16 protein-coding genes are annotated in these 14,896 nt (G+C 60.2%); all 16 read right to left on the reverse strand.

Features of this window, described 5'->3' with window-relative positions; translation table 11 throughout:
• Positions 1–3: 3 nt before the first annotated feature.
• On the reverse strand, positions 4–1,161 hold the full coding sequence (wecB, locus tag C1713_RS11485; RefSeq protein ID WP_102493989.1) for a non-hydrolyzing UDP-N-acetylglucosamine 2-epimerase: 1,158 nt from the start codon (positions 1,159–1,161) through the stop codon (positions 4–6).
• A gap of 231 nt (positions 1,162–1,392) precedes the next feature.
• A complete protein-coding gene (locus tag C1713_RS11490) occupies positions 1,393–2,439 on the reverse strand; it encodes an MraY family glycosyltransferase (RefSeq protein WP_102493990.1) in 1,047 nt (348 codons plus the stop codon).
• Between the two features lie 43 nt (positions 2,440–2,482).
• Positions 2,483–2,881, reverse strand: coding sequence for a RuvC family protein (locus tag C1713_RS11495; RefSeq protein ID WP_102493991.1), 399 nt, complete (start codon positions 2,879–2,881; stop codon positions 2,483–2,485).
• On the reverse strand, positions 2,878–4,047 hold the full coding sequence (locus C1713_RS11500) for a DUF3084 domain-containing protein (protein ID WP_102493992.1): 1,170 nt from the start codon (positions 4,045–4,047) through the stop codon (positions 2,878–2,880). Before C1713_RS11500 ends, C1713_RS11495 begins: the two co-directional genes overlap by 4 nt.
• 43 nt (positions 4,048–4,090) lie before the next feature.
• Positions 4,091–5,191, reverse strand: a complete 1,101-nt coding sequence (locus C1713_RS11505) for an LptF/LptG family permease (RefSeq protein WP_039981106.1) — start codon at positions 5,189–5,191, stop codon at positions 4,091–4,093.
• 117 nt (positions 5,192–5,308) lie between these two features.
• Complete coding sequence (locus C1713_RS12530; RefSeq protein WP_009753073.1) at positions 5,309–5,584, reverse strand: hypothetical protein; 276 nt, start codon at positions 5,582–5,584, stop codon at positions 5,309–5,311.
• A gap of 98 nt (positions 5,585–5,682) precedes the next feature.
• Positions 5,683–7,647 carry a hypothetical protein gene (locus tag C1713_RS12535; protein ID WP_102493994.1) on the reverse strand — a complete coding sequence of 655 codons (1,965 nt, stop codon included), beginning with the start codon at positions 7,645–7,647 and terminating at the stop codon, positions 5,683–5,685.
• A complete protein-coding gene (locus C1713_RS12095; RefSeq protein WP_170950820.1) occupies positions 7,581–7,817 on the reverse strand; it encodes a hypothetical protein in 237 nt (78 codons plus the stop codon). Before C1713_RS12095 ends, C1713_RS12535 begins: the two co-directional genes overlap by 67 nt.
• A gap of 404 nt (positions 7,818–8,221) precedes the next feature.
• Positions 8,222–9,502, reverse strand: a complete 1,281-nt coding sequence (locus C1713_RS11520; RefSeq protein ID WP_102493995.1) for an MlaD family protein — start codon at positions 9,500–9,502, stop codon at positions 8,222–8,224.
• Positions 9,499–10,245, reverse strand: a complete 747-nt coding sequence (locus C1713_RS11525; protein ID WP_009753076.1) for an ABC transporter ATP-binding protein — start codon at positions 10,243–10,245, stop codon at positions 9,499–9,501. Before C1713_RS11525 ends, C1713_RS11520 begins: the two co-directional genes overlap by 4 nt.
• Positions 10,246–10,260: 15 nt before the next feature.
• The gene (locus C1713_RS11530; RefSeq protein ID WP_050342676.1) at positions 10,261–11,028 is read right to left on the reverse strand and encodes an MlaE family ABC transporter permease; all 768 of its coding nucleotides are present in this window, start codon (positions 11,026–11,028) and stop codon (positions 10,261–10,263) included.
• Positions 11,029–11,188: 160 nt separating this feature from the next.
• On the reverse strand, positions 11,189–11,314 hold the full coding sequence (locus C1713_RS12540) for a secretion protein HlyD (protein ID WP_071884740.1): 126 nt from the start codon (positions 11,312–11,314) through the stop codon (positions 11,189–11,191).
• A 126-nt stretch (positions 11,315–11,440) separates the two neighbouring features.
• On the reverse strand, positions 11,441–12,094 hold the full coding sequence (gene rnhA / locus C1713_RS11540) for a ribonuclease HI (RefSeq protein WP_102493996.1): 654 nt from the start codon (positions 12,092–12,094) through the stop codon (positions 11,441–11,443).
• Positions 12,094–12,720, reverse strand: a complete 627-nt coding sequence (locus C1713_RS11545) for an acyloxyacyl hydrolase (RefSeq protein ID WP_009753079.1) — start codon at positions 12,718–12,720, stop codon at positions 12,094–12,096. Before C1713_RS11545 ends, rnhA begins: the two co-directional genes overlap by 1 nt.
• A gap of 13 nt (positions 12,721–12,733) precedes the next feature.
• Positions 12,734–13,288, reverse strand: a complete 555-nt coding sequence (locus tag C1713_RS11550) for a UbiX family flavin prenyltransferase (protein ID WP_061944783.1) — start codon at positions 13,286–13,288, stop codon at positions 12,734–12,736.
• Complete coding sequence (serS, locus tag C1713_RS11555) at positions 13,285–14,556, reverse strand: serine--tRNA ligase (protein WP_050342668.1); 1,272 nt, start codon at positions 14,554–14,556, stop codon at positions 13,285–13,287. The genes C1713_RS11550 and serS overlap by 4 nt, the downstream gene beginning before the upstream one ends.
• Positions 14,557–14,896 lie beyond the last annotated feature (340 nt).

A 14,896-nucleotide genomic window follows, 5' to 3' on the forward strand; every position in this document is an offset into this window, starting at 1 on the left:
CCGTCACGCGCCGCGAAAGGGCTCCGGCGGCGTGTGGATGTGTCCCGCGTGGTAGAGAACTGCCTCGATGATGCGGCGTGCCGCCTCCCCATCGCCGTAGGGATTGACTGCCTCCGCCATTGCCGCGTATGCCGCTTGATCGGTGAGGAGACGCTTGGTCTCGGCGTAGACGCGCTCCTGCGCCGTGCCGATGAGATGCACCGTGCCCGCCGTCACCGCCTCGGGGCGTTCCGTCGTGTCGCGCAGGACGAGGACAGGCTTGCCGAGCGCAGGTGCCTCCTCCTGAATCCCGCCCGAGTCCGTAAGCACGATGTCCACACGTGCCATGAGATTGGCGAACGGTTCGTACTCCAGTGGGTCGATGAGGTGAACGTGCGCCAGCCCGCCCAGCTCCTCACGTACGATCTCGCGTACTTTCGGATTGCGGTGTACGGGGAAGATGACCTCCACGTCCCCCATCTCGTCCACGATATCGTGAATGGCACGGTAGACGTGGCGCATCGGCTCGCCGAGGTTCTCGCGGCGATGCGTCGTCACGAGGAGGACGCGGTGGTGCTCAAAGTCCACCTGCGAAAGCTCCGGCGGGAGGACGTAGTTGGGGCGTACGGTATGATGCAGCGCGTCGATGACGGTATTGCCCGTGACGAAGATGCGCCGCTCGGGCACGCCCTCTGCCGCTAGATTATCGTGTGCCGTCGGCGTCGGGGCAAAGTGCAGCGTCGCGATGCCGCCCGTCAGGCGACGGTTCATCTCCTCGGGGAATGGGGAGTAGATGTCGTGCGTCCGCAGTCCCGCCTCAACGTGTCCGACGGGGATCTGATGATAGAACGCGGCGAGTGCCCCCGCAAAGGTCGTCGTCGTATCGCCGTGGACGAGGACGAGGTCGGGGCGATCCTTCTGGAACACCTCGTTGATGCCCTGCATTGCACGCGTGGTGATGTCAAAGAGTGTCTGTCCCGCCGCCATGATGTTGAGATCGTAGTCGGGGACGATGTGAAAGAGATGGAGCACCTGATCGAGCATCTCCCGATGCTGTGCCGTCACGAGCGTCTGTGTCTCAATCTCCTCTGGATGGCGCGCCAGCTCCATGACGACGGGCGCCATCTTGATCGCCTCCGGGCGCGTCCCAAAGATCGACATGACTTTGATTTTGCCGGTCATTCTCCTCTGCTCCTCTCTGCGAATAGCAGCATGTATATAAAACTGTCGTATGTGTCCCCCGTGAACGCCTCGTTCCGCATGTGATCGTGCGCTTGTACGCTGAAATACCGACGAACTTCTTAAACGCGCTTCGCTTGAACGAAAGAAGTCCGTCGGGGCGTACCGCGCACTTTACTCACATGCTTCACTAAGGTTCACTGGGGGACACATAGCTCTCTTTTCTCTTACACGCTATTTCTGCGGCGCATCCATGCCGAGGATGCCCAGCTTGCGCGCGCCGACGAATACCGCCGCTGCGACGAGCAGTATGATGAGTGCCGCCGCTTGGATGCTGACCGCCGTCAGAGCGAGTGCACACAGGCCGAACAGCGCGCTGACGACATACATGAGCAGCACCGCCTGTTTCTGACTGAACCCGTGTGCGAGAAGGCGGTGGTGCAGATGTCCCTTGTCGGGCTTGAAGATCGGGCGGTGGTTGCGCGCGCGCCGGACGATGGCAAACGTCGTGTCGAGGATCGGCAGGCCGAGCGCGAGAATCGGCACGATGAGGGCGATGGTCGCCGCGCTCTTGACCGCACCGACGACGGAGATGCCCGCGAGCATGAAGCCGAGGAACATACTCCCCGTGTCGCCCATAAAGATGCGCGCAGGGTTGAAGTTGTAGTAGAGGAAGCCTATCGCAGCCCCCGCGAGCGCAATGGTGACCATGGCGACGGGCGGTATGCCCTCCTCCATGGCAACGAGGAAGATCGTCAGCGCGGCGATGGAGGAGACCCCCGCCGCCAACCCGTCCAGCCCGTCGATGAGATTGACCGTATTCGTCAGCCCGACGATCCAGAAAATCGTTGCCGGGATCGCAAGGAACTCAAGGTAGATATAGTCGCCGAGCGGGTCGGTGATGACGTCGATGCGCACATCGAATCCGATAACGACCACGGCCGCCGCAATGATCTGCCCGAGCAGCTTCACCTTTGCCGGCAGGTCGCAGTAGTCGTCGATGATGCCGATGGCGACGATGATCGTGCCGCCGACCATGAGTCCGATGAGACTCGTCATGTACTCGGACGCGAGGTCAACGAAGGTGAGCTGGACGAGAATCGACACCATGAACGCCGCATAGATGCCGATGCCGCCGATGCGCGGGATGGGGCGCACGTGCACCTTGCGCGCGTTGGGCTTGTCGAGTGCCCCCGTGCGGCGCGCAAAGGCGATCACAGCGGGGGTCAACAGGAGGGCCACGCCGAGCGCGACCAGAAAGGCTAAGACATTATCGGGCATGAATGATTGCTCTCCTTAAAGATGTATATAGTTTCATCTTACTTTATTGCGACACTTCTGTCAAATATCGCTGTGCAAGTATCACGGCGACGAAATCGTCCACCGGCACGGGCGGCACAAGCATCCCGCGCGGCATGAGCCGCCGCCAGCCGCGCGGCGGGTGCGCCGTCCAGTAGGCCGCCTTTGCCGCGTCCGTCGTACGATACTCATCGACGAGAGTGACCTCCGTGCCGAGTTCCTCAATGCGCGCCCTTGCCGCTGCACTCGTCGTCCCGTTGCCCATGATCACCGTCGGTGCGTACGTATGGATGAGACGCGCCGCCGTCGCTGTGAGCTGCGTCGTCGGCACGACCTCCTGCAGGAGCACTGTGCCGTCTGCCGAGAGGACAGCGACGCCACATTTCTCTCGCCCGGGATCAACGGCGAGAACTGCGCCGCTCAACTGCCGCTCTCACTTTCGACCTTGAAGCGCAGGCGCAGGGGCCCCATCGCATCCGTATCAGCCGCCGCGTAGGCGGAGAGAACGACGTTCCCCGTATGCGCCATCAGCTCCTGCACGAGGCCATAGAACTCCGCCCCCTCGATCACGCCGACCGTCCCGCGGATCGGATCGGGGAGAATCCCCTTTGCCGACGCCGCCTCGTTCACATCGCGCAGGAAGGAGACGACCGCCTGCTCCGCGGCTGGTCCCTGTCCCTCCGGTGCGTAGACACGCGCGGCGATCAGCTCACCGCCGCGATAGATGATGCGGTTCGGGTACAGCTGGATGGTCGCGCGGATCTCGTCGCCGCGCACGAGATTGCCCGCCGCGACGATGCGCACGACCATGTCCACGGGGCTGTGCATGATGGTCTGAACCGCCGACTCATACTCCGGCCCGTAGATCCATATATCCTGATCCGTGTGGTTCTCGCCGAGGCGGGTCGAGGCGTTGCGCGTGCCGAGCTGCGCGATGCCCTCCAGCCCGCGCTCCACCTCGTCACGCGTCAGCCCCGCGGGAATCGTTCCGCTCGCGATAATCTCCCCCGCCTGATAGACGATGTTGCCCTCGCGCAGGTTCACGATGTTCTCGCGCAGGACATTGGCACGCACGCCGAGCTCGTCGATGTCCGTCAGGAGCTTGGCGTTCTCGCCCGAGAGCCGCCCGTTGAGCGAGATCAGCCCTTCCTTTTCCATCATGAGCGCACGGTTGCCCGCCGAGAGGCGATCCGACTCTGCACGCAGATCGTCCTGTTCACTGCGCAATCCGGCGATCTCCTCCTCGGACTTCACGAGTTCCGCATCCGCCTGCTGCTTTGCATCCTCCGCCGAGGTGAGTGCCGATGCCGTCGCATCGAGTGCCGCACGCGTGTCCGCGATCATGGCGTTCAGCCGATCCATGCCAAAGAGCGCTGTCCGCACATTCTCCGATGCCGCCGCGAGGATGCCGAAGGTCACCGTCGTGATGCAGACGCCCGTAAAGATCGTGACGACCACCGCAGTATGGCGTGGGCGCAGCCCAAAGAGCGTAAGTTTTTTCTTTCCGATGCGCGTGCCGAGCCGGTCGCCGATGACAGCGATGACGCCGCCGACGACAGCGAGCACGAGAATCAGCGTAACACCGTACATGACGTCACCTCCTTCATGCGTCAGGCAAGAGCAGCAGCGAACCTCAGCGCGATGCGCGCCGCAGGAGGATGATGCCCGCGATGATGCCGACGATGTTTGGAATCCATACGGCAAGCATCGGCGGAAGCACCTCGCCGCGTGCAAAGGCATTTCCCATGGTCATCAGCGCGTAGTAGATAAAGATGATGATGACGCTCATCGCAAATCCTGCCGAGGACGAGTTGCGCGTCGGCTGGAGCCCGAGCGGCACGCCGATCAGCGTAAAGATCAGGCTCGCCATGGGGACGGAGACGCGCTGATAGAGCTCCGCCTCGAGCTTGCTCGTGTTGACATACTGCGTCTGCATGAGCGCGATCTGATGGCGCAGCTCGCGCATCGTCATTTCCTCGGGGGATTTCTGCTCACGGATGATCTGGCGTGGATCCTTCTCCACGGGGAGCACCTGTGTCTCAAAACGCATCCGCCGCTCGAGATGTTCATCTGCGATGTCGTAGACATCCCCCTTGTGCATGATCCACTCGCTGCCCGTCCACTCAGCGTACTCGGCGTTCTCGACGTGCGAGACCTTGCCGTCCGCGCCGAAGATCTGCAGGCTGACCCCCGTCAGCTGCTGCTGTTCGGCATTGTAGGAGCGCGCGTAGACGAGACGCTTGATCTGCCCGCCCTCGATCTCCTTGATGATGACGTGCTCCTGCGACTTCATGCCCGAGTTGCCCTCGATCTCGTAGTAGATCACGTTGCGGTACGCCGTATTCGCGCGTGGAACGACGTGCTCGTTGAAGAGGATCGCGCCGACGCTCACGAGAAAGCCAAGCAAAATCGCGGGCGCAGCAATACGACCGAAGCCGATGCCGCAGGACTTCATTGCCGTGATCTCGCTCGACGAGGAGAGCCGGCCAAACGTCAGAAGACTTGCGAGGAGCATCGACATTGGGAACGTCCACATGACGACCCCGGGCAGACTAAACACGAATATCTTTATGACGGACGGCAGGGATGCCCCATAGTCCGTGATGTACTGTGCAATGCGAAAAAGCGTGCCCGAGCCGATGAAAACTGCCGAGAACGCACAGATGGCAAAGAGAAAGGACAGAAAGACCTCACGAAATATATACTTGTCAAGAATGCGGATTTTCAGATGCATACTCTCCCCTTTGTTGATGCAGAATTGCATCCTATTTATTCTATCATTTTCGAGCGTCCTTGACAAGGAGACAAAAGAGGGACTGCCGCACGTGCAGCAGTCCCATATGGCACTGAATCAAAGTGCCCAGCTGACCTGGATGTTCCCCGTCATGCCGCGCCGCGTTCCCTGCCAGCCCGCCATGTGGATGTGCCAAGATAGACGGCTGTCCGGCGGGATAAAGCGATAGCCCAGCTCGACCATCGTGCTGCCGCCGCGCAGGGCAGGGCTGTCCGTGGCAAGCCCCTGATAGGATGCTGCACCCTCGCCGTCAAATTCGTACTCGTACGCAAGACCCGCATAGATCTCCTTGCCCGTATCCTCGCAGTGCAAGAAGGTGAATCCGACTCTCATTCGATGCGACGCAACCGCATCAAAATCATATATTTCGCCTGTATTGAGCTATGCACTGACGCCATCCTGCCGTGAATAGAAGTATCGCAGGTAGGTGTTCAGTGTATCACCCGTGCGGAGCAGCCGCGTCTTTCCGATGCCGATATGCGCCGCATAGTAGGCATTTTCGCTGTCGTAGGTCGAGACCGTCCCGACAGAGACATCATCGCTATAGCTGCTTCGTACTCTTCCGCCGTGCAGCGCCGCCTCCGCCCAGCATCCGTCCGGGCGTTCGATGCGCCCATGAGGCCTGCACCAAGGTAACTGATCTTGCCGTTGCCATGTGTGCCGTCGTCGAGATATGTGTGATACGTGCCCCTGCCGTACTCCACAAATGGGGTAAAGAGTGTCTTAGCCGCCCTGAGCCTCCCCTCCTTTGCCCAGCCGACGCTAAGGTTGTAGCCGTTCGTCGTGACATAGGAGCCCGTCTCGGCGCGCATCGTCCCCTGGCTCATCGCCGCCCATAGCTGATAGCCGCGCTTTTCGTCGTCCTCCGCCCGACCGCCCTCCTTCGCCGCCGACGAAATCCCCGACGCCGCCAGAAGGTCGGCCCCACGATTGATGAAGTCCGTCGCACCGCAACGCGGCTCGACGAGGGACTTAGTCTGGTCGTTCATCGCAGCGCCGATGAGGGTGAGGACGAGCTCATCGGTGCCGCGCTTTTGGAGTGCGAACTGATAGCGCATCGTAACGCCCTGCGTGCCCTCAATCTGATTCGCGATATCCGCATCAGTCAGCAGAGTTCCCCCCGGCAGTGTCTTCATGAGGCTGATTACATCGTTTCCGTGCAACACGGGCGCGCTTCCCGAGAAGCCGACACCGATATTGAGATTGCGGATATCCTTCGCAGCAACGCCGAGCTGTAGCATGGGCGTATAGCTTGCCCGTGCGTCATTCGGCAGGTAGAAGCGCAGTTTCTGCACACCGGAAAAATCGTGGATGGCCGACTGTCCAGGGTAGATGGCGAGCGTGTTACCCGTGCCGGCATTATGCCCGCCGTAGGCCGTACCGGAGACCGTGCCGCCCGCGACATGGACGGAGCTTCCCGTCACGTTCTCACTCGCAGCCGCATCCGTAATGGCTCCGCCGTAAACATTTCCTCCAACCGAGCCGCCCGTGATGTGCGCACTGCCTCCCGCGGCATTCTTCGTCGCAGCGACAGCCGTGAGCGCACCACCGTAGGCGTTGCCCGTCACCGTGTCACCTGAGATCTCTGCTGCATTGTCCTGCGCCGCACCGTCTTTTACCGTGACGTTCGCGCCGTAGGCTGCCGCGACCGTGCCGTCCAAAGCGAGGTGCTTTGCGCCCTTTCCGTCCGTGCCCTTGTTGTGGCGGAAGCGGAAGCCGTCCACATAGACCTCTTTCGCCGCCGTCACCGTTGGGTTATCCGTGTCGATCGTATACTCAAGATCGCCACTCTCGCGATTCTTCGCACGAATGGGGTTGTAAGTATTGACGCCCGCTTTCGTAAAGTCGATACCTTGGTCGTTGTGCATAAGTGTCGCAAGACGCGTCCGATACGTACTCGACACGAAATCGTTCGCGCCTGTGACTTCCACTTTATCCCAGTCAAGCCCGCTCGTCTGCACGCCGTCGGTGAGCTTGAGGAGCGGCGTTGTCGCATTGGAGACGTGGCTGATGTTAAAGCTAATTTTCTCGAAATGCTTGATGTTCTTGACGCTGACCGCAGTATTGACCACGAGCTTGTTGTCCGTGTCGACGGTCTTGTTGCCGCCGTAGAGGTAGCCCGCGATATTCGTCCCCGTGGGAAGGGCATTCGTCCCATCCCCGATGGTGACGGTATTGCCCGTCGTCTGACCAGTGCCATTCGTGTAGCCGCCGTAGAGATTGCGCACCTTGCCATCGACGAGGTTCACGGTGTTTTCCGTACGGTCCTTTTTCGCCGTGCGCATCGTGCCCTTGCCCGCCATCGTCGCCGCAGAGGTCGCCCGTATCGTCAGCTTATTCCCGACGACGTTACGCACATCGCCTGCAAGAGGGAGGTCGGCAGCATTGCCGACCACGGCGTTTCGATTTGGCTCCCGATGGGCGGGGTAGGCGTTGTTTTCTTATTGATCGGTCCCGGCTCACTCGTTGTCACCGCAGGATGAGACGCATCAACGACAACTTCGGGCACCGTCACATCCGCCGCATACACCGGCAGAAGCGAGGGAAGCGCATATCCTCCGGACAACAAAAAAATCGACACATAGCGCGCTATATGTCGTCCCCTTTTACATTTCCTCGCATGAACCTCTACCCTCCCTTCCTTGGGCCTCCCCCTAGTTCCATTGTCCTAACAAGATATATTGTTTTCTTCCTTATGTCAAGTTAAATTGTAACCATTTTTATAAAAGAAAAGAACCCATAAAAAGGCGTAACAATCTGTTTATTTTCGATAAAAAAACGCTCTACAGCAGTCTCCCTTTCTGCTATAGAGCATTTGTTTTATTTTATAAAGTCAACAGGCACCGACCATGCGCCGTACCATCAGACAAATACAGATCGATCATTTCCCCATCCTCCGTGCATGCGAAGTCTAGTCGTGTGATTATAATTACATTATATACATGTTTTATCACACGTCAATCTGTACGTTCAAAATTCCTGTCGGATGCCCGTATAGAAGGCGCGGCGTTGGTGGTCGTTCACCGCATTCCACTCGCCGAAGAGGTAGGTGCCGCCGCTGAGCTGATACTGACTGCGCAGGCGGACGGTGAGGTCATTCGGGTTATAGGCATCGGCGGAGAATTTGAATTTATCCCCCGCGTAGGCGTCGACACCGACACCTGCGGCGCCGCCGATCACGCCCGCACGCGCACCGAACGCGCTGCCACGCTTTCCGAGCTGGGCGCTCACCTTGTCCCCGCCGCCGATGTCGTCCACACCGAAGGAGGCGTACATGCCCTGCTGCTCACCGACATCGAGGTTGAAATTCGTCCGCCAGTCGTCAGCCTTGCCGCTATACATAATGTCCACCTTCGGTGTGACCTTGATGCTGCTAAGCCGTCCCATCAGCCCACCTGCCTTGTCCGTCATCGTGCGTGCGTTGTGAATGAGGGTTCGTGCATCCTCCTGCGTCTGCGGGTCGCCTGCCACCGCCTCGATGCCCGCGGCGATGCGTGCGATGCGCCCCGAGGCATCGGTAATGTTCGCGAGCGTCTGGCGCAGGTTCTCCGCCGTCGCGGGGTCTGCTCCGACGCTCTCAAGGTTCGCCATGATGCGCTCGACGCTCGCCGTGCTCTGCGCAAGGTTCGCTGTCATGGTGTTCATGTTCACGAGGATGCCGCGCAGGTCGCCGCGATTCTCCGCCGCCATCTGCTCCAGCGTCGCCGTGAGCCCGTCGAGGTTCGCCGTGATGTGCTCCATGTTGACGGCGAGCTGCACGACGGAGGTTTGGAAGCCCGGCGCGCCCACGATGGCGTTGACGGAGGTGAGCATTTCCTGCACAAGGACGATCATCTTGTTCAGCTCAACGAACATCGTGTCCATCCCCATCTCATCCGTGCCGTAGAGATAGTCGCCGTTTGCGTATGTGTCGCTGTTTCCGTTCGGCGTGATGATAATGAATTTATCCCCCATGATGCCGGGCTGCCCGATGGTGACGGCAGAGCCGCGCGGGATCTTCACCCCACGCTCTATGATCATGGAGACGGTGACACCCGTCCCGTCGCTCACAACGTCCTGCACGTGCCCGACGGGCACGCCCGAGAGGAGCACCTGCGCCTCCGGATTCAGCCCGACGGCGCGGTGAAATCCTGCGTACAGCGTGTAGTCGCTGCTGCTGCCGAGGCGCAGTCCGCCGAAGAATATGACGACAGCAATCAGGAGGATCACGCCTCCGAGGGTAAACGCCCCCACCTTTGCCTCTGCACTCATGCTCCTGCCTCCTTGCGGTGATGCATCGTACGGAAAAATGCCTGTACGCGCTCGTCTTTGATGTCCTGAAAACGCTCCGTCGTGTCCACGGCAATGAGTGCCCCGTCGTAGATCATGGCAATGCGGTCGGCGATACGGCACGCACTTGCCATGTCGTGCGTGACGACGACAGAGGTCACGCCGAGTTTTTTCTGCATACTGATGATGAGTTCGTCGATCTTCGCCGTCATGATGGGGTCGAGCCCCGAACTCGGCTCGTCATAGAAGATGATGGAGGGGTCGGTCGCAATCGCACGCGCGAGTCCGACGCGTTTTTTCATGCCGCCCGAAAGTTCCTGCGGCATCATCTCTGCCGCATCGGGCAGTCCGACGAGGGCGAGTTTCTCCGCGACGATGCTGCGGATCTCGGCGTCGCTCTTATCCGTGTGCTCACGCAGCCCGAAGGCGACGTTCTCACCGACGCTCATCGAGTCAAAGAGGGCGGAGTACTGGAACACCATGCCCATGCGCAGGCGCACGCGGTCGAGCGCCGCCTCATCCATCGCGGCGATATCGTCCGCGCCGATATAGATCGCCCCACTCGTCGGGCGGTCAAGGCCGATCATCAGCCGCAGGAGGGTCGATTTGCCCGAGCCCGAGCCGCCGATGATGGCGAGCGTCTCCCCCTCGTTGATCGTGAGCGTGATGTCCTTCAGGGCTTCCTTTGTCCCAAAGCGCTTGGTGACGTGTTCAAGTCGTATCATTGCGCCACCGCCTTGTCAAAAGAGGAAGAACGTCAGCACGGCGTTCAGGATAAAGATCACGATGATGGAGGTAACGACGGTCTGCATCGTCGCCGTACCGACGCCCTCCGCCCCGCTCGGCGCGTGGAGGCCATAGTAACAGCCGAGGACGGCGATAACATTGCCGAAGAAAATCGCCTTGATGAGTCCGCCGGTCATGTCGTAGAGGAGCGCGTACTGCGTGATGGAGTGCAGGAAGGTGTAGCCCGAGATGCCCGAGTAGTACACCGCCGTGAAGTAGCCGCCGAGAACGCCGATCACGTCGCCAAAGACGGTGAGGATCGGCACGACGACCATGCACGCGAGCATGCGCGGGACGATGAGGTAGTTCACAGGGCTGACCGCCATGACGCGCAGGGCATCGATCTGCTCCGTGACCTTCATCGTCGAGACCTCCGCCGTAATCGCTGCGCCCACGCGCCCCGCGCAGACGACACCGACGAGGACGGGGCCCAGCTCGCGCCCGATGCCGATCGCAATGACCGCGCCAATCGTGCTCTGCGCACCGTAGCGGATGAACTCATGGGCGATCTGCAGGGTAAGCACGATACCCGTAAAGAGGAGTGTCAGTCCGACGATGAGGAGGGAGTCCGCGCCGAGATGCGCCATCTGGTAGACGATGCTCCGCACGCGCAGACGGCGTGTCACCTGCCGCATCGTCTCCCCGTACAGGAGCGCGATGCGTCCGATATTCGCGAGATGCGTGAGGACGAACGCCCCAATGGCTTCCAATATATGCTGCACAGCGTTCCTCCTCTCATGTCGATATTGCGATTCTCCACCACAAAGGACGGTGGTGCAATGTTCCTAAGCGAACCCTAGTGGCGCAAGTGGAGGAAGTGCGCGTTCTGCCCCCTGCGGATTGCGTCGTTCAAGCGAAGCGCGTTTCACAATGCGCAGGTATTTAGGGAAGCACTGATAAATTCGGTACGATCATCTTGACGCATCTTTTTCGCCCGCTTTTCGTTAGCAAATCCTCCACATAGCTCTTGCTATGCGTCCGGTTTGCTGCCTCAATCGGACAAAAAATCTACGCCAATCTGGCATACCTCATTTTATCAGCGATTCCCTAGGCAGATAAGCGCACGACCACTTGCAAACGAGGCGTTCGCGCGGAACATTGCACCGTGTCACAAGACGATACGCGCCACCGCCCTTAAAACCTCTCCGCTTCCGCGCGCGCAAGCGCATCGCACCGCTCGTTGCGCGGATTGCCCGCATGCCCCTTGACCCAGTGGAACTGCACCTGCCGCGCGGCAAACGCCGCATCGAGCTGCACCCAGAGATCCTGATTCAGCACGGGCTCACCGTCCGCCTTCTTCCACCCGCGCTTCTTCCACGCGGGCAGCCAAAACTTTGTAAAGGCGTTCTTAAGATACTGACTGTCCGTGTAGAGCGCAACGCGCGCCCCCTCCGGCACGGCGCTGAGTGCCATCAGTGCCGCCGTCAGCTCCATGCGGTTGTTCGTCGTCTCGGGGTCGCCGCCGCTCTTCTCCTCGACCGCACCCGTCGCCGCCGTCTCGATCACGGCAGCCCAGCCGCCCGCACCGCCCGGATTGCGAAGGCATGAGCCGTCCGTGTGGATGATGTAGTCCGCATCAGGGGCAGAAGGCTCTATCGTCGTCGCAGCGGAACGGGGCTGCTCCGTCCGTGCGTCCGCACCGCCAAGCCATGCCCGCGCCTCGTCCTCCGTCATAAAACCCTTGTAGACGGCTCCCTGAAAGCCCTTTACCTGTGCCGCGCACTCCGCCCAGACGGTGAAGAGCCCCGTTTTGCGCCCGCGCTTCACCGCATAAAATTTCTTTGCCATCAGTAGGTGTACCGATAGCCGATCGAGATGCCGACACCGTTATAGCCGGGGTTTTTCGTACGCTGCCCGTTGGACACGTGATGTCCGAGATAGGCGATGCTGAGCGCATTCCGATCGTTGAAATTATACGTGAGGCGTGGGCCGATGCGCCACATGAAGTCATAGTTCCGCGTGTGCGCGGGATGCACCTTGTTGTAGACCATGAGTCCGCCCGTGAGGTCGAGAGAGACCTCCCATTTTTTCCCGAGAGGCTTCGTCCAGCGCACCATATAGGATGGGCCGACGCCGACCGCCCCCGAGTCAAGGCGCACATCCGGCGCATCCTTCTCCGCCCACGAGCCGACGGGGCGCGTGACGGTCAGTCCCCAGTGAAGCGACATGCCGTGCATCTCCTTGTACTGGCGGAATACGTGCAGATTGTAGAGATTGATGTAGCGGCGCTCGCCGCGATGCTGGAAATAGTCCGCCTGAATCTCCGCCCGGCGGTTCTTCTCCTCGCTTGTCCCCATGTGCATCTGCTGCAGCGGGGTCTTTACCGTCTCCTGCGCGGCCGTCTGCGACGGTGCGGCACTGGCGGCACTCATCAGGCAAAGTACCCCTGCCGTCAGGAGTGCGGCTGCATACATCTTTTTCACGATACTACCTCCAACGCGTATATAGCTCCGCCTCGATGCCGAGGCGGTCGAGGATCTTCCCCACCATCATGTCAACGAGGTCGTCGAGTGTCTCCGGACGATGATAAAACCCCGGCGCGGCGGGCATGATGATCGCCCCTGCCCGCGCCAGACGCAGCAGGTTCTCCAGATGAATCTCGTGCATCGGCGTCTCACGCGGTACGAGGAGGAGCCGCCGCCCCTCCTTCAGCGTCACGTCCGCTGCGCGCGAGAGGAGATCGTCCGTTATGCCGTGCGCGATGGCCCCTGCCGTCTTCATCGAGCAGGGTACGACGATCATTGCATCCATGTGGAACGAACCGCTCGCGATCGCTGCCCCGACATCCGCATTTGGATAGAGCACGGTCACGCGCCGCGCCAGTTCCTCCGCCGATACGCCGCACTCATAGTCCAGCACGCGCATACCGCTCTCTGTGACGACAGCGTGCACCTCGATGCCGCGTTCCGCGAGCACCTCGATGAGGCGGAGGGCATAACAGCTGCCGCTCGCCCCCGTGATGCCGACGATGACTTTTTTCATCGGATGACCGTGACCCCGTGCATGTACGGAACCAGCGCCTTCGGCACGATGACCGAGCCGTCCTCCTGCTGATTGTTTTCAAGGATCGCCGCCACCGTGCGTCCGACGGCGAGTCCCGAGCCGTTCAGTGTATGGAGGAACGTCGGCTTCGCCCCGCGTGCGGGACGGTATTTGATGTTCGCGCGGCGCGCCTGATAGTCCGTGCAGTTCGAGCAGGACGAGATCTCACGGTACTTGTCCTGTGCGGGCATCCAGACCTCGATGTCGTAGGTCTTTGCCGAGGTGAAGCTCATGTCGCCCGTGCAGAGCTGGATGACGCGGTACGGCAGCTCGAGGATCTTCAACACGTCCTCTGCCGCCGTCACCATGCTCTCGAGCTCGTCCCAGCTCGTCTCCGGCGTGACGAATTTGATCAGCTCCACCTTGTTGAACTGATGCTGACGGATGAGCCCGCGCGTGTCGCGCCCCGCGCTGCCCGCCTCCGCGCGGAAACATGCCGTATAGGACGTGTAGTACTCCGGCAGCTGCTCTGCGTCGAGGATCTCATCGCGATGGTAGTTTGTCGTCGGCACCTCCGCCGTCGGCACGAGGTAGTAGTCGAGCCCTTCGAGCTTGAACATATCCTCGGCAAATTTTGGCAGCTGCCCTGTGCCGATCATGCTCGCCTCGTTCACGATATAGGGGGCAAGCATCTCTGTGTAGCCGTGCTTCTCGGCATGGAGATCCATCATGAAGTTGATGCAGGCGCGCTCAAGCCGTGCGCCGAGCCCCTTGTAGAACGTAAAGCGTGCGCCCGTGACCTTTGCTGCACGCTCTGCATCGAGGATGCCGAGTGCGTCGCCGATGTCCCAGTGTGCCTTCGGGGTGAAATCAAACGTGCGCGGCGTGCCGCAACGGCGCACCTCGGGGTTCTCCGTCTCGTCCTTGCCGATCGGTACATCCGTCTTTGGCATATTTGGGATCTGGAGCAGGAGGCCGCGCAGGCGCAGCTCCACGTCGCGCAGGTCCTCATCGAGTGCCGCGATCTCGTCGCCGAGCGTGCGCATCTCCGCGACGATCTCATCCGCGTTCTCGCCCGCCTTCTTGCGCGCACCGACCTCCTTCGAGACGGCGTTGCGGCGCGCCTTCTTCTCCTCTACATCCTGCAGGATCCTGCGGCGGCGCTCCTCGAGCTCTGTGAACGGCGAGAGGTCGAGCGTATTGCAGCGATGCTTCAGCATCTCCTGCACGGCGGGCAGGTTCTCACGCACAAACTTCATATCCAACATTGACAATCACTCCATCATATTGTAGATATCATTTATTTGATGCTATTTTAGCATACACAGGACGCAAAAGCAAAAGCCGTTCCTTCGGGCAATTTCCCATTATCACAGAGCCAAAAATCGCTCCATTTGTAAAGGGTGAAGCATCCGTGATAAAATATAGAAATCACAAATAAAACGTGACGGAATTTAGGAATCACTGATAAAATAAGGTCTGCCAGATTGGCGTAGATTTTTTCGTCCGAACGAGGTGGAAAACCGGACGCAGAGTGGTGCTCTGTGGAGGATTTTCCGCCGAAGTGCGGGCAAAAAAGATGCGTCAAGATGGTTGTACCGAATTTAT

The sequence above is a fragment of the Centipeda felix genome (assembly GCF_900186465.1).
Classification (GTDB): domain Bacteria; phylum Bacillota; class Negativicutes; order Selenomonadales; family Selenomonadaceae; genus Centipeda; species Centipeda felix.

Coding starts and splice junctions, on each gene's coding strand:
- serS (WP_050342668.1), bottom strand. CDS start 14,556: ATGTTGGATATGAAGTTTGTGCGTGAGAACCTGCCCGCCGTGCAGGAG.
- C1713_RS11500 (WP_102493992.1), bottom strand. CDS start 4,047: ATGTACGGTGTTACGCTGATTCTCGTGCTCGCTGTCGTCGGCGGCGTC.
- wecB (WP_102493989.1), bottom strand. CDS start 1,161: ATGACCGGCAAAATCAAAGTCATGTCGATCTTTGGGACGCGCCCGGAG.
- C1713_RS11550 (WP_061944783.1), bottom strand. CDS start 13,288: ATGAAAAAAGTCATCGTCGGCATCACGGGGGCGAGCGGCAGCTGTTAT.
- C1713_RS11490 (WP_102493990.1), bottom strand. CDS start 2,439: ATGCCCGATAATGTCTTAGCCTTTCTGGTCGCGCTCGGCGTGGCCCTC.
- C1713_RS11545 (WP_009753079.1), bottom strand. CDS start 12,720: ATGTATGCAGCCGCACTCCTGACGGCAGGGGTACTTTGCCTGATGAGT.
- C1713_RS12530 (WP_009753073.1), bottom strand. CDS start 5,584: ATGAGAGTCGGATTCACCTTCTTGCACTGCGAGGATACGGGCAAGGAG.
- rnhA (WP_102493996.1), bottom strand. CDS start 12,094: ATGGCAAAGAAATTTTATGCGGTGAAGCGCGGGCGCAAAACGGGGCTC.
- C1713_RS11520 (WP_102493995.1), bottom strand. CDS start 9,502: ATGAGTGCAGAGGCAAAGGTGGGGGCGTTTACCCTCGGAGGCGTGATC.
- C1713_RS11505 (WP_039981106.1), bottom strand. CDS start 5,191: ATGCATCTGAAAATCCGCATTCTTGACAAGTATATATTTCGTGAGGTC.
- C1713_RS11525 (WP_009753076.1), bottom strand. CDS start 10,245: ATGATACGACTTGAACACGTCACCAAGCGCTTTGGGACAAAGGAAGCC.